The sequence below is a fragment of the Pontibaca salina genome (assembly GCF_016307205.1).
Lineage (GTDB): Bacteria > Pseudomonadota > Alphaproteobacteria > Rhodobacterales > Rhodobacteraceae > Pontibaca > Pontibaca salina.
On record NZ_JAEIJD010000001.1, the window covers coordinates 232,313 to 245,664 of the forward strand.

14 protein-coding genes are annotated in these 13,352 nt (G+C 62.6%); 8 read left to right on the forward strand and 6 right to left on the reverse strand.

Annotation, left to right across the window (positions count from 1 at the left end):
* The first annotated feature begins 91 nt into the window (after positions 1-91).
* The 8 genes from JAO82_RS01245 (at position 92) to JAO82_RS01280 (ending at position 8,313) form a co-directional block, all read left to right on the forward strand.
* Positions 92-1,324: a 3-methyl-2-oxobutanoate dehydrogenase (2-methylpropanoyl-transferring) subunit alpha gene (locus tag JAO82_RS01245; protein WP_198684511.1), complete on the forward strand. Its 1,233-nt coding sequence runs from the start codon at positions 92-94 to the stop codon at positions 1,322-1,324.
* A gap of 1 nt (position 1,325) precedes the next feature.
* Entirely contained in the window at positions 1,326-2,339 is a 1,014-nt protein-coding gene (locus JAO82_RS01250) for an alpha-ketoacid dehydrogenase subunit beta (protein WP_198684512.1), read from the forward strand.
* Between the two features lie 2 nt (positions 2,340-2,341).
* Positions 2,342-3,628, forward strand: coding sequence for a dihydrolipoamide acetyltransferase family protein (locus JAO82_RS01255; RefSeq protein ID WP_198684513.1), 1,287 nt, complete (start codon positions 2,342-2,344; stop codon positions 3,626-3,628).
* A gap of 4 nt (positions 3,629-3,632) precedes the next feature.
* A complete protein-coding gene (lpdA, locus tag JAO82_RS01260) occupies positions 3,633-5,018 on the forward strand; it encodes a dihydrolipoyl dehydrogenase (RefSeq protein WP_198684514.1) in 1,386 nt (461 codons plus the stop codon).
* A gap of 266 nt (positions 5,019-5,284) precedes the next feature.
* The gene (locus JAO82_RS01265) at positions 5,285-6,229 is read left to right on the forward strand and encodes a sulfurtransferase (protein ID WP_232897165.1); all 945 of its coding nucleotides are present in this window, start codon (positions 5,285-5,287) and stop codon (positions 6,227-6,229) included.
* 7 nt (positions 6,230-6,236) lie between these two features.
* The gene (locus JAO82_RS01270; protein WP_198684515.1) at positions 6,237-7,364 is read left to right on the forward strand and encodes a YeeE/YedE thiosulfate transporter family protein; all 1,128 of its coding nucleotides are present in this window, start codon (positions 6,237-6,239) and stop codon (positions 7,362-7,364) included.
* Positions 7,361-7,537 carry a hypothetical protein gene (locus tag JAO82_RS01275; RefSeq protein ID WP_198684516.1) on the forward strand — a complete coding sequence of 59 codons (177 nt, stop codon included), beginning with the start codon at positions 7,361-7,363 and terminating at the stop codon, positions 7,535-7,537. Before JAO82_RS01270 ends, JAO82_RS01275 begins: the two co-directional genes overlap by 4 nt.
* 65 nt (positions 7,538-7,602) lie before the next feature.
* Positions 7,603-8,313 (forward strand): DUF1045 domain-containing protein, encoded by a 711-nt coding sequence (locus JAO82_RS01280; protein ID WP_198684517.1) that lies wholly within the window; start codon positions 7,603-7,605, stop codon positions 8,311-8,313.
* Here the strand turns inward: JAO82_RS01280 and JAO82_RS01285 are convergent.
* The 6 genes from JAO82_RS01285 to JAO82_RS01310 all read right to left on the reverse strand — a co-directional run bounded on the left by JAO82_RS01285 (position 8,302) and on the right by JAO82_RS01310 (position 13,264).
* The gene (locus JAO82_RS01285; protein WP_198684518.1) at positions 8,302-8,895 is read right to left on the reverse strand and encodes an energy-coupling factor transporter transmembrane component T family protein; all 594 of its coding nucleotides are present in this window, start codon (positions 8,893-8,895) and stop codon (positions 8,302-8,304) included. The two genes, JAO82_RS01280 and JAO82_RS01285, sit on opposite strands and share 12 nt — an antisense overlap.
* Complete coding sequence (locus tag JAO82_RS01290; RefSeq protein WP_198684519.1) at positions 8,889-9,557, reverse strand: energy-coupling factor ABC transporter ATP-binding protein; 669 nt, start codon at positions 9,555-9,557, stop codon at positions 8,889-8,891. The genes JAO82_RS01285 and JAO82_RS01290 overlap by 7 nt, the downstream gene beginning before the upstream one ends.
* Before the next feature lie 10 nt (positions 9,558-9,567).
* Positions 9,568-10,110, reverse strand: coding sequence for a biotin transporter BioY (locus tag JAO82_RS01295; RefSeq protein WP_198684520.1), 543 nt, complete (start codon positions 10,108-10,110; stop codon positions 9,568-9,570).
* 77 nt (positions 10,111-10,187) lie between these two features.
* On the reverse strand, positions 10,188-10,811 hold the full coding sequence (locus JAO82_RS01300) for a flavin reductase family protein (RefSeq protein ID WP_198684521.1): 624 nt from the start codon (positions 10,809-10,811) through the stop codon (positions 10,188-10,190).
* Complete coding sequence (locus JAO82_RS01305; protein WP_198684522.1) at positions 10,811-11,752, reverse strand: carbon-nitrogen hydrolase family protein; 942 nt, start codon at positions 11,750-11,752, stop codon at positions 10,811-10,813. Before JAO82_RS01305 ends, JAO82_RS01300 begins: the two co-directional genes overlap by 1 nt.
* Positions 11,753-11,839: 87 nt before the next feature.
* Positions 11,840-13,264: a dihydrolipoyl dehydrogenase gene (locus JAO82_RS01310; RefSeq protein WP_198684523.1), complete on the reverse strand. Its 1,425-nt coding sequence runs from the start codon at positions 13,262-13,264 to the stop codon at positions 11,840-11,842.
* Positions 13,265-13,352 lie beyond the last annotated feature (88 nt).

A 13,352-nucleotide genomic window follows, 5' to 3' on the forward strand; every position in this document is an offset into this window, starting at 1 on the left:
TCACGCAAGGCAAGACATTTGCAAAATCTGCGCTAAGGTGAAGGAGAGGAAGACAGGCATCCTCGCCCCGGAATTGTTTGACAGGATCAGCATGCCCGATACGCAAAAACTCAGCTTTCATGTTCCCGATCCCGGCTTGCGCCCCGGTGACACCCCCGATTTCTCACATGTGAAAATACCGCAGGCCGGTTCGGTGCGCCGCCCCGAAATCGATGAAAGCCCCGCCGAGATGCGCGATCTTGCATTCTCGATCATCCGGGTTCTCAATCGCAACGGTCAGGCCGTCGGCCCCTGGGCCGGGTCGCTGGACACCGAGCGGCTGATCGAAGGCCTGCGCCATATGATGACGCTGCGCATTTTTGACGCGCGCATGATGACCGCGCAGCGCCAGGGCAAGACGTCGTTCTATATGCAGCATCTGGGCGAAGAGGCAGTCTCTTGCGCGTTCCGCCTTGCGCTGGAACCCGGCGATATGAACTTTCCCACCTATCGGCAGGCGGGGCTGCTGATCGCGTCGGGCTATCCGATGACGCAGATGATGAACCAGATCTATTCGAACGAAGCCGATCCCCTGCGCGGGCGGCAATTACCGATTTTATACGCGTCTCAGGAGCACGGGTTCTTTACCGTCTCGGGCAATCTGGCGACACAGTTCGTGCAGGCGGTGGGTTGGGCGATGGCCTCGGCAATCTCGGGCGACAGCCGGATCGCGGCGGGCTGGATCGGGGACGGATCAACCGCCGAGAATGATTTTCACGCCGGCATGGTCTTTGCCTCGACCTATCGCGCGCCGGTGGTGCTGAACATCGTCAACAATCAATGGGCGATTTCTACCTTTCAGGGCATCGCTGTCGGCGAGGCAGGCACCTTGGCTGCGCGGGGCCATGGGTTTGGTATTCCGGCGCTTCGGGTTGATGGCAATGATTATCTGGCCGTGCATGCGGTGGCGAAATGGGCGGTCGCGCGCGCACGGCGCAACCTTGGGCCGACTGTGATCGAATATGTCACCTACCGCGCCGGGGGACATTCCACCTCGGATGATCCGGCTGCCTATCGCCCCAAGGAGGAAAGCGCGGCCTGGCCCTTGGGCGATCCGATCCTGCGGCTCAAGACCCATCTGATCGAGATCGGTGCCTGGAGCGAGGAACGCCACGTTCAGGCCGAGGCGCAGATACGCGACGAGGTGATCGCCGCCCAGAAAGCGGCCGAAAGCATCGGCACCATGCACAGCGGACGCCAGCCTTCACCGCGCGAGATGTTCGAGGATGTCTATGCTGAAATGCCCGCCCACCTGATCCGCCAACGGCACGAAGTGGGATACTGACATGGCGCGAATGACGATGGTCGAGGCAATCCGCGACGCGCACGATGTTGCCATGGCGCGCGATGACAGGGTGATCGTCTTTGGCGAGGATGTCGGTTATTTTGGCGGCGTGTTCCGCTGCACCGCCGGATTGCAGAAGAAATACGGCAAATCCCGCTGTTTCGACACCCCGATTAGCGAAAGCGGCATCGTCGGCACCGCCATCGGCATGGCCGCCTATGGGCTGCGCCCCTGCGTCGAGATGCAGTTCGCGGATTACATGTATCCCGCCTATGACCAGATCGTGTCCGAAGCAGCGCGGCTGCGGTATCGCTCGGCCGGGGAATTCACCTGCCCCATCGTGGTACGCATGCCCACCGGCGGCGGCATCTTCGGCGGCCAGACCCACAGCCAAAGCCCCGAAGCCCTGTTCACCCATGTGGCAGGGCTGAAAACGGTTGTGCCGTCAAACCCGCGTGACGCCAAGGGGCTGCTGCTGGCCGCGATCGACGACCCCGATCCGGTGATCTTCCTCGAGCCCAAGCGGCTCTATAACGGTCAGTTCGACGGCCATTACGACAAGCCCATAGTATCCTGGAAGAAGTCCGAGTTGAGCGAGGTTGACGAGGGCTATGCTCCGATCCCGCTGGGCCGCGCCAAGTTGCGCCGCGAGGGCCGCGACGTGACCATTCTTGCCTATGGTACGATGGTGCATGTGGCGCTTGCAGCGGTTGCCGACAGCGGCATCGACGGCGAAGTGATCGATCTGCGCACGCTGATGCCACTGGATATCGACATGATCACCGCCTCGGTACGCAAGACCGGACGCTGCGTCGTGGTCCATGAGGCAACGCTGACTTCCGGCTTTGGTGCAGAGCTTGTGGCCTTGGTGCAGCAGGAATGTTTCTGGCATCTTGAGGCCCCCGTCGCCCGCGTCGCTGGATGGGACACGCCCTATCCACATGCCCAGGAATGGCATTATTTCCCTGGCCCCCCGCGCATCGCCAAGGCGCTTCAGGCCGTGATGGAGGCATAGCGATGGGCGTTTACACCATAAGGCTTCCGGATGTGGGCGAAGGCGTGGCCGAGGCCGAGCTGACCAAATGGCACGTCAAGACCGGCGACATCGTGCGCGAGGACGACCTGATCGCCGAGGTGATGACCGACAAGGCCTCGATCGAGATCCCCAGCCATGTCACCGGCAAAGTGCTTTGGCTGGGCGGCGAGGTCGGCGAGACCCTGCCCATCGGCAGCGATCTGGCCCGGATCGAAGTTGAGGGCGCAGGCAATACCGCTGCGGATAAGAATGCCCCGCCGCAACCTGACTCCAAACCGCCACAAGACGAACCGCAGGCGCTGGAAAAGCCCAGGCCGGACCCGCCGCAACCAGAACCAGCGCCCGAAGCGGCTGCACCGAAAACCCCCGTCCCCCGCACCGCGCCTCGCCGCAAGGAGGGCGAGCGCCCGCTGGCCCCGCCCTCGGTTCGGCGTCGCGCGCGCGAGGCGGGGGTCGATCTGCGCCGGGTCATGGGCAGCGGCCCGGCCGGGCGGATCACCCATGACGACCTGACGGTATTTCTGGAGCACGGGCCGGCGCAGGACGTTGACGCACGCCGCCCCGACCCCTCAGTGTTTGAGGAAAAACTGATCGGCCTGCGCAAAAAGATCGCCGAGCGCATGGCGCTGTCAAAAGCGCGCATTCCGCATATCACCATCGTCGAAGAGATCGACATGACCGATCTTGAAACGCTGCGCAGCAAGCTGAATGCCGACCATGCCGAGACGCGCGGCAAGCTGACGATCCTGCCTTTCGTGATGCAGGCCATCACCGAAGCCGTGGCAGAACAGCCGCAGATCAATGCGCATTTCGACGATGAATCCGGCATCATGCGCCGCTTCGGTGGCGTGCATTGCGGCGTTGCCACGCAAACGCCCGGCGGCTTGATGGTGCCGGTGGTGCGCCATGTCGAAGCGCTGACCCTGTGGGAGAGCGCCCGCGAACTTGCCCGCCTCAGCCAGTCGGCCCGCGACGGCAGTGCCGGGCGCGAAGATCTGCGCGGCTCGACCATTACCATCACCTCGCTGGGGCCGCTAGGCGGGATCGTGTCGACTCCGATCATCAACTACCCTGAAGTGGCGATCGTCGGCATCAACAAGCTGGCGACAAGGCCGATGTGGGACGGCAGCGGTTTTGTCCCCCGCCGGATGATGAACCTCTCCTGCGGCTTTGACCATCGGGTCATCGATGGCTGGGATGCGGCGGTGTTCGTGCAGAAGCTGAAAACCCTTCTGGAAACCCCTGCCCTGCTGTTTCTGAAAGGATAGGATCGTGGACCCCATCGAAACGGATCTCCTCGTGATCGGCGCCGGTCCCGGCGGTTATGTTTGCGCAATCCGGGCCGGGCAACTGGGCGTGTCCACCGTGATCGTCGAGAAGGCCCGCCCCGGCGGCACCTGTCTGAATGTTGGTTGCATCCCGTCCAAGGCGTTGATCCACGCCGCGGACCGGTTCCACATCGCGCTTGAACAAAGTGGCGACAACCCGCTTGGCATCACCGTCAGCGAACCTCGCATCGATCTTGGTCGTACCATCGCGTGGAAAGACGAGATCGTTTCGCGCCTGACTGGTGGCGTCGCAGGGCTGCTAAAGAAGGCCGGCGTCAAGACGGTACAGGGACAGGCCCGGTTCATCGATGGCAAGACGGTAAGCGTCAGCACCGAAATGGGTGAACAGCGCATTCACGCCCGCCGCATCGTCATCGCAACCGGCGCGCGTCCAGTCGAATTGCCCGACCTGCCCTTTGGCGGCAACATCCTATCCTCAACCGAGGCGCTGACGCTGACGCAAGTGCCCGAAAGCCTTGTTGTGGTCGGGGCGGGCTATATCGGGCTGGAAATCGGCACCGCCTTTGCCAAGCTGGGCGCGCGGGTCACAGTGGTCGAGGCCGAGCGGCGCATTCTGCCGCACTATGACGCCGATCTGACGCAACCGGTTGCCAACGCGCTCGACCGGTTAGGGGTGCAGGTGCTGCTGGGCGCGCGCGCCTCGGGCTATTCGAACGGCGAACTGGCGGTGGCAACCGACGAAGGCGAGGACCGGATTCCCGCGGCCAAGGTGTTGGTCGCCGTGGGCCGCGTGCCACATCTGGACGATTGCGGACTGAACGAACTGTCGCTGGCCATGACCGGGCGATTCCTGCGCATCGACGATCAGTGCCGCACGTCGATGCGTGGCGTCTTTGCCATCGGCGACGTCACCGGCGAGCCGATGCTGGCCCACCGCGCCATGGCGCAAGGCGTGTTGGTGGCCGAAATCGCCGCCGGCAACGCCCGCATCTGGGACAAGACCTGCATACCGGCAATTTGTTTCACTGATCCCGAGATCGTTACCGCCGGGCTTGGCCCCGACGCCGCGCGCGAAGCTGGGCACAGCATCCGCACTGCCAGCTTTCCGCTCCACGCCAATGGCCGCGCCATGACCCTCGAGTCGACTGCCGGTTTCGTCCGCGTCATCGCGCGCGAGGACAACAACCTGATCCTTGGGCTGCAGGCGGTCGGCGCAGGGGTGTCCGAGCTTTCGGCGCAATTCGCCAACTTAATCGAAATGGGCGCGCGCCTTGAAGACGTCGCCGATACAATCCACGCTCACCCGTCGCTGAGCGAGGCGGTGCAGGAGGCGGCGCTGGCCGCGTTGGGGCAGGCACTGCATATCTGAGCCAGCGAATCACATGGCGGACACCGAGCAAAACAGACGTTTTCCGGTTGCCTGTCGCCGTGACCGGAAATAAGAACAGACACCCCGCAAGGCAGCAAAAACTGGGACAACGTTCCGCGCTGCGCACACGTCCGAACACCTGACCTGACGCCAGTACAGCCATTGGAACAGAGTTCCGGGCCTTCCAGCCGCCGCACATTGCCCGCCCCTTGCCGCCGCATCGCCGCGATGCCACTTCAGCGCCAACGAACCACGGAGGTTTCCCCATGACGATGCCGATCAAGACCCTCACCGCAGCCGCGCTTGCGCTCGGCCTGTCCTTGCCGGCCCTTGCCGCGCCCGACGACTTCGGCCCGCTGCTCACGCCGCAGGAGCTGTCCAACCTGCAGGGCGAAAGCGCGCCACTGATCTTGGATATCCGTTGGATGAAGGAGTATGGCGCAGGCCATATCACCAATGCCGTGAATGCGCCCTATCCACTGTTTCGCGGCCCCGCCGACAACCCCGGTCAGGTGCCAGATGAGGACAGGCTAACTGAGGTCCTGCGTGCGTTGGGCGTGACCAAGGAACAGCCTGTGGTCGTGGTCCATCAGGGCAGCGACGAGACTGATTTCGGTGCCGCCGCCCGCGTCTACTGGACACTGAAATCCAGCGGGGTCAGCCATCTGGCAATTCTGAACGGCGGGGTAGAAGGTTGGAAAGCGGCTGGGCTCAATCTCGACAAGCAGCCAGTCTTGCCCGAACCCAGCAACATCACCGTTCAGCTCTCGGATCAATGGCTGGCCGATGCGGAAGATGTTCAGGCAGTGGTGGATGGGCGCGATCATGCGCTGCTGCTGGACGCTCGGCCCGAAAGCTCTTGGAAAGGCGAAGACATGCACCCCGCTGCCGCGCGCCCCGGCACGCTGCCGCAGTCCAAATATCTCACCCATACTGACTGGTTTTCGAACGGCCCGATCATCGCCGATGCTGACGCTGCGCATAAGCTGGCCCTGGCCGAGGGACTGGACGACGCCCAAGAGGTGGTTTCCTTCTGCAACACGGGCCACTGGGCAGCAACCAACTGGTTCGCGCTCAGCGAACTTGCCGGGATCGAAAACGTGAAGCTCTATCCCGAATCCATGGTCGGCTGGTCTCAGGCTGGCGGCGAGATGGAGAACGTACCGGGTCCGATCCGCAATCTCTGGAACCAGGTCAAGAGCATCTTCTGAGGATCCCATGAGCGTACAAACTATTTCAGACATACCGCGCGCTAGCCGCGCGGTACCACGCATTGCCCTTGTCGCGATCGCGCTATTCCTGTGCCTGGCCGTCGCGATGATGGCCGGGGCGCGCTATGGGCTGCTGCTGGCGATCGGGTTCGGCTTTGGCATCACGCTTGAAGGCCTGCGTTTTGGCTTTGCGGGACCGTGGCGGGCCATGATCCTGCGCCGTGAACCGGCAGGTATCCTGGCGCAGCTAGTTGCCATCGGGCTGGTCGCAATCGTCGCGTTCCCATTGCTGCAAAGCAATGCCGAGGAGTTGACCGGCGCCATCGCACCGGTCGGCTGGGCGATGGTCGGCGGGGCCTTCGTGTTTGGTGCGGCGATGCAGGTGGTGCTGGGCTGCGGCTCGGGCACGCTGGTCAACGCGGGCAGCGGCAACCCCGTGGGCCTCGTCGCGCTGCCTTTCTTTGCCATCGGCAGTTTTATCGGCGCGACACATCTGCTGTGGTGGACCTCGCTCGGCAGCGCGCCGGTGGTCGCTTTCACTGGCACCTCCGGCCTGATCGTCACGCTGGGCGCGCTGGCCGCTGTGGCCGCATTGTTGCTGTTTCTGGCCGCGCCCGGTACCCGCACCATTCCGCGCCGCATGTGGATCGCCGCATTGCTGCTGGCACTGTTCGCGCTTGCCAATCTGGCGGTTGCGGGTCAGCCGTGGGGCGTGGTCTATGGTTTGGGGCTGTGGACGGCCAAAGGAGCTGCAGCGATGGGCAGTGATGTCGCCGCCCTGCCCTTCTGGAGCGCCCCTGCCAATAGCGAGCGCCTGACCTCAAGCATCCTGACCGATGTGACCTCGCTGACCAATCTCGGCATCATCGGCGGCGCGTTTCTGGTTGCCGCATGGCGCGGTGGGCTGGCGCAGAAATTGCCTAATCTGCCGCCGCGCGCATGGGTCGCCACGATCATCGCAGGGCTGTTGCTGGGTTATTCTTCGCGACTTGCCTTCGGCTGCAATGTGGGTGCGTTCTTCAGCGGAATTTCAACCGGTTCGTTGCACGGTTGGGCGTGGTTCGCCGCTGCCTTCGCTGGCAGTATTGCCGGCGTGCGCCTGCGTCCGCTTTTGGGACTGGAGGGCAGACGATGACGGGAACACGACGTCTGACAGCCGCTGCCGCACTGGCCTTGGTCCTGGGCATTCTGGCGCTGGACAAGGCCACCAGCACGCCGCTTGATCCGTTTCGCGCACCGCCGATACTGGCCCTGGGGTCGGGGCAGGCGTCGGGCGGGGCACATTGCGCCGCGTTGCCCTCCAAGTAACGGCCCCCTTGCATTATGCGCTAAGCTATTGTCTGTGAGCGGCGACGCAGACAAAGCTTGGCTTCATGGACCATTTTCGCCGTTACGCAATCTATTTCCTGCCCCAGCGCGCCGCTTGGTCGGATTTTGCCGCGTCTTGGCTGGGCTGGGACGCGGTACAGGGGCGGACATTGGCGCATCCCGATGTTCCGGGCCTGCCACTGTCGCTTGCCCAAATCACCGCAAGACCGCGACGATACGGCCTGCACGCCACGATCAAGGCTCCGTTTTATTTGGCCGAAAACACCACGGCTGCGGCGCTGTGCAATGCGACTGACGCACTTTGCGCCGCGCTTGCGCCGGTTGAACTGGGCGGATTAAGGATCGGCCGAATGGGCAGCTTTCTGGCGCTGCTCGCGCAGGAGGACTCGGCAGCGTTGTCGGATCTCGCGGCAAAGGTCGTGGCCGGACTGGATGACTTCCGTGCGCCGCCCAGCGATGCGGAATTGACCCGTCGCCGCGCCGCCCGACTGGACCCGCAACAGGAAAGACTTTTGCTGCGCTGGGGCTATCCCAATGTGATGGAGCGCTTTCGCTTCCACATCACCTTGACCGGCCGCATCCATCGCCACAATCTGGAACCGGTGCAGATCGCCCTTACCCAAACACTGGAACCAATTCTACCACAGCCATTTCAGCTCGCATCGCTTTGCGTCGTGGGCGAGGATGACACGGGCTATTTTCACAAAATCCATCGCGCCGACCTGACCGGAACCAAGACACTGTCAGTCGAATGACCGCGCCTGTATCGCTTGGGCCGTTTCGTCGGCATGTTTCAGCGTGCGCACCACCACCGGCACCAAAAGCGCGGTGATATTGCGCTCTAGCCCACGCGCCACCTGCGCCTGACGCACCTCAATCAGAACGCTGCGGACCAGCGGGATAAATCGCAGTGTGAGTGAGATTGCCAAGGCAATCCGCGTCTTGGGCACCCAGCCGGGCGCATGTTTCAGTCCCGCTTCGATCCCGTCGACAAATTCGCCCGCCGTAGTGGTCAAGGTGACCAGCGACGCGGCCAAAATCAGCAAGGCAAAGCGCGAGATAATGAATGTCGCCAGAGCCAGATCGGCCAGCCAGACCTGCACCGCAAAAATGGCCACCAAGATCCAGAAAGCCGGACGCAGCGCCGCAACCCCATGGTGCGGACGCAGACCCGCGACAGCAAATCCAGCAGCGACCATCAGCCCCGCAATCGCGATTACTGCCCAGTGATCGAACAAGAACAATCCGGTGCAGAACACCACCAGCGCCAGAATTTTAATCAGTGGTCGCGCGCGATGCAGCAGGCTGTCACCAAAGACGTAAAGATCGCTCAGCATTGCGCACCGGCGGTGTAACCCGCGATGACCGGATCAGGCAGGCCATCCGCCACCACTTGTCCACCATCGATATGCAGCACCCGGTCGAACCCATCCAGAAGATCCAGATCATGGGAAACCAGCACAATCTGTTGTTCCAGCTCATGAATTGCTGCCATAAAGCGGCGCTTGTTCCACAGGTCCAGCAGCGTTGTGGGTTCGTCCAGCACGATCAGGCGCGGGCGCATCACCAAGACCCCGGCGAGCGCGATCATCTGCTTTTCCCCCCCGCTCAACTGATGGGTAAGGCGGTCGCGCAGATGTTCAAGCTGAAACCGGCGCAGAACAGTGTCAATCCGCGCCCGCATTTCATCTTTACCAAGGCCGAGGTTCTTCAGCCCAAACTCCAGATCTTCGTGTACGATGGGATAAACGATCTGGTTGTCCGGGTTCTGAAACACGAAGCCGACATGACGGCGTAGCGCCTTGCTCCCGCCCTGCCCGTTCAGGGTAACCGAACCGTTTGTCGGCGTTTCCAACCCGTTGAACAGCCGGGCAAAGGTGCTTTTGCCTGATCCGTTGCGCCCGATAATCCCGATGCGCCGTTCGGACAGCGACAGATCGATCTCGGTGAGGATCGCCTGCCCATCCTTTTTGACGCTGACTTCACGGAACCGGATCATCGGCGCGCCCTCAGCGCGTTATGATCGGATAGGCGCGCCGGACCGTTACAATCACCCCTGCGGCGATGACGCTTTTGACGATGTCGCCGGGGATGAAGGCCAGCGAACCGCTCAGCGCGGTCAGCGGAGAAATCTTCGCCACCGTTGCGATCCAAGGGACGCCGACCGCATAGAGCACGACCACCCCGCCGCCCAGGCAGATTGCCAGCGCCACCGGAAAGCTCAGACTGTGCCAGAACTGTTCGGTCAGCCAGCCGATGACGAAGGCCGACAGCACAAACCCCACCAGGAACCCGCCGGTCGGCCCCATGAATACGCCGAAACCCCCGCGCCCGCCGGGCAGCAGTGGCAGGCCGATGGCGACCAGCGTCAGGAACAGAACCATGGCCAGCGCCCCGCGCCACGCACCCAGAACGCCACCCGCCAACATCACCCCCATCGATTGCGCCGTGATTGGAACGCCAATAACCGGCAATGTGATCGGCGGAAACACGGCAAGCGCCGCCATGATGGCTGCAAAAAGAGCAATAAAGACGGTATCGCGAGTATCCATGTCGGTCCCTCTGTTTCAATTTGGAACCGTTTACGCCGAAAATATCCGCTTTGCCACCGCCCTCTGCAAGCGCGATGCTACTTCTTGGTATCCGATTTCGGGCGCGTCAACTGGAACAGATCCGTACCGCGCGCATACCAGCCGCGCCCGTGCATCCTTGCGATCAGCCTCAGCGCCGGCGTGTCGACATGGAATCGATCCGCGTCGAGAATATACGCATCATTGATACGGATCGACAGCACCCGCCCGATCACCACGGTCTGACTCGGGCCGGTCACGATGCTGGATAGGTTCACGCATTCAAAAGATACCGGCGATTCCGCGATATGGGGCGGCCCGACATGGCGCGAGGCCAGCCGCGTCAGCCCGGCGGCTTCGAATTCGCTCACATCGCCGGGAGCGTCGATACTGGTCTGGTTCATTTTCTCTGCGACGCTTTCCGACACCAGATTCACCACGAACTCGCCGCGTGCAAGGATGTTGGTTGCCGTGTCCTTGAACCCTTTGACCGGATCGGCCTGAAGCCCCAGGGCGACCGTCGGCGGCGTGTGGCCCATGGCGTTGAAAAAGGAAAACGGCGCAGCGTTTACCGTCCCATCTGCCCCCAGCGAGGTCACCCAAGCGATGGGTCGCGGGGTGACCGTAGCGGTTAGAAGCTTATACCCCGCCATCGGGTCAAGATCGGCCAGATCAACCTGCATCAGACCTCCTCGCGCGAACGGCGACGCACCGCTGGTTTTGGCCGGTCATCGACCACCAATTCGAACACATCGGGGCGGGCATAATGGCCGGTCACGTCGAAATCATACTTGCCGCGCGCAATCGCGGTGGTATCGGCCTCGGCGTAAAGGATGGTTTCGCCCTCGAAATCCGGCCCGGCCAGAACCGTGCCCATGGGATCGATGATCACGCTGCCGCCGCGCATCATCACCGTGTCGGGATCATCGCCTAAGACCGATTCATGTTCTGCTCCGAAGGCACGGCGGGTGATATATTGGCACGCGCTCAGCACGAAACAGCGTCCCTCCAACGCGATATGCTGCATCGTTGCCAGCCAGGTATCGCGGGTGTCCGCAGTGGGTGCGCAGTAAAACGCTACGCCCTGAGCGTACATATGCATCCGCAGCGCGGGCATATAGTTTTCCCAGCAGATCACCGCGCCGATCTTGCCCAACGGACTGTCCACAGCTTCCATAGTGGACCCATCGCCAAAGCCCCAAATCAACCGCTCAGCCGCGGTCGGCATCAGCTTGCGATGCTTGCCAACCAACCCGTTCTTGCCGTCGAAATACAGCGCGGTGCAATAGAGTGTGCCACCATCGCGTTCGATACAGCCGATCACTGCAAAGAGGCCGGTCGCGGACGTGGCCTCGGCGATCATCGCCACCTCTTGGCCGTCAAGGTCAATCGCCGCCTCGTAATAGCGACGAAACGCCTCGCGCCCCTCTTGCGTGCGCAACCCGACCGGAGCGCCGAAAGACGCGCCTTTGGGGTAACCGCCCAGCAGCGCCTCGGGGAACACGATCAGTTGCGCACCGTTGGCAGCCGCCCGGTGCAAGGTTTCGACCACCTTCCCGGCGGTAGCGAGGGAATCGTCGGGATTTGCAGCGATTTGTGCCACTGCGACCTTGTGAATACTCATGTGATGCCCCCATTGCCGCCGAAAACCGGCCCAATACTGGTATTCTGCGCGCGAGGGCAATTGTCAAACTACCCGGCACCCGTTGCCTCACGAGCAATCATCGCCGGGCAGCGGCTCATCGGCGCGATTCCACGGCGTTTTAATCGGGATCTGTTTGCAGACCTCACGTAGCGCTGGTTTCAGTCCCTCTTCCAGCGTCGGATGATAGAATGGCAGATCCAACATCTGCCCTGCGGTCAATTCAGAGCTGATCGCCCAAGCCAGTTCATGTGCGAGATGTTCGCCATCGGGCAGGCAAAGCGCCGCACCCGTCAGCCTGCCATCCGTTCGCGCGGCATATATTTCGCAAAGGCCGTGCGCTTGCCCCATCACTCTAGCCCGGCCCTGATTGCCATAATCGGCACGGCCCGTGACCGTATCGCCATCGCCCGCTTCGGGAACCGCGCCAACCACCGCCGCACAGGGGCGACTGAACGTGATGGCCATCGGCACTGTGCGCTTGGTGGGGCGAAGGTCGGGATAGCAGGCGGCGTTGCGCCCCGCCACCGCGCCCTCGTCCGCCGCCTCATGCAGCACCGGGCGCAATCCATTGGCATCGCCCGCGATGAAAATCGCCGCGTTGCCACATTGCAGTGTCGCCGGGTCAATTTCCGGCATGCCGTTCTCGTCCAGTTCCAGCCCGGCCTTTTCCAGATCCAGCCCCTCCAGTTGCGGCGGGCGTCCGGCGGCGACCAGCAGGCGATCAAAGCGCGCGCTGCCGCCATCCCATGTCAGGCGCACGCCGTCGCCATCAGCCTCCGCCTCGGGGGCCTGTCCCAGATGAATCGCGAACTCGTCAGACAGGATACGGCACAATTCGGCGCTCGGTTCCTCGGGCAGACCGGCGACACGATTGCCCATGTCAAACACCTCGACCCGCACGCCCAGTCGTGCCAGCGCCTGCGCCAGTTCCAGACCCACCGCACCGGTGCCGATGACACCGACGGATTCGGGCAGGTCTTCCAGCTCAAAGATGTTGCGATTGGTCAGAACCTTGTCTTTTACCTCTTGGAACGCCCCCGGCAATGCTGGTTTCGCGCCGGTCGCCAACACTACCGCCCGCGCCCGGATCTGCGTGCCGTCATCCAATTCCAACTGCCCCGGCGCAACAAAGCGCGCATGGCCTTGCAGACGGACGCCGTCGGGCAACCGCGCGAATCCTTCTTTCACACCGCTCACGAACCGGTCGCGATGCTTGCGCACCCGGCGCATGACAGCGGCTCCATCGATCTGCGGAGTGGCTGTGATGCCAAAGCGCTGCGCCGCCCGCACCGCATGGGCAGCATCGGCGGCAGCAATCAACAGCTTGGACGGCATACACCCCACATTCGCACAGGTTGTGCCAGCGAATTCCGGGTCGATCAAACGTGTTGTAACGCCACGATCGCGGGCGTGTTTCTCGGCTACGATCCCCGCTGTGCCTGCTCCGATTACCGCAACATCGCAGATTTCAATCTCTTGCTTGGGGGACATGAAACCGACCTTTCTTTCCGGGAACACGATGTATGTAGATGACATAACGCCTTGCCCTTCGCGCCAGTTCCCCAAGCCGGAACCATTG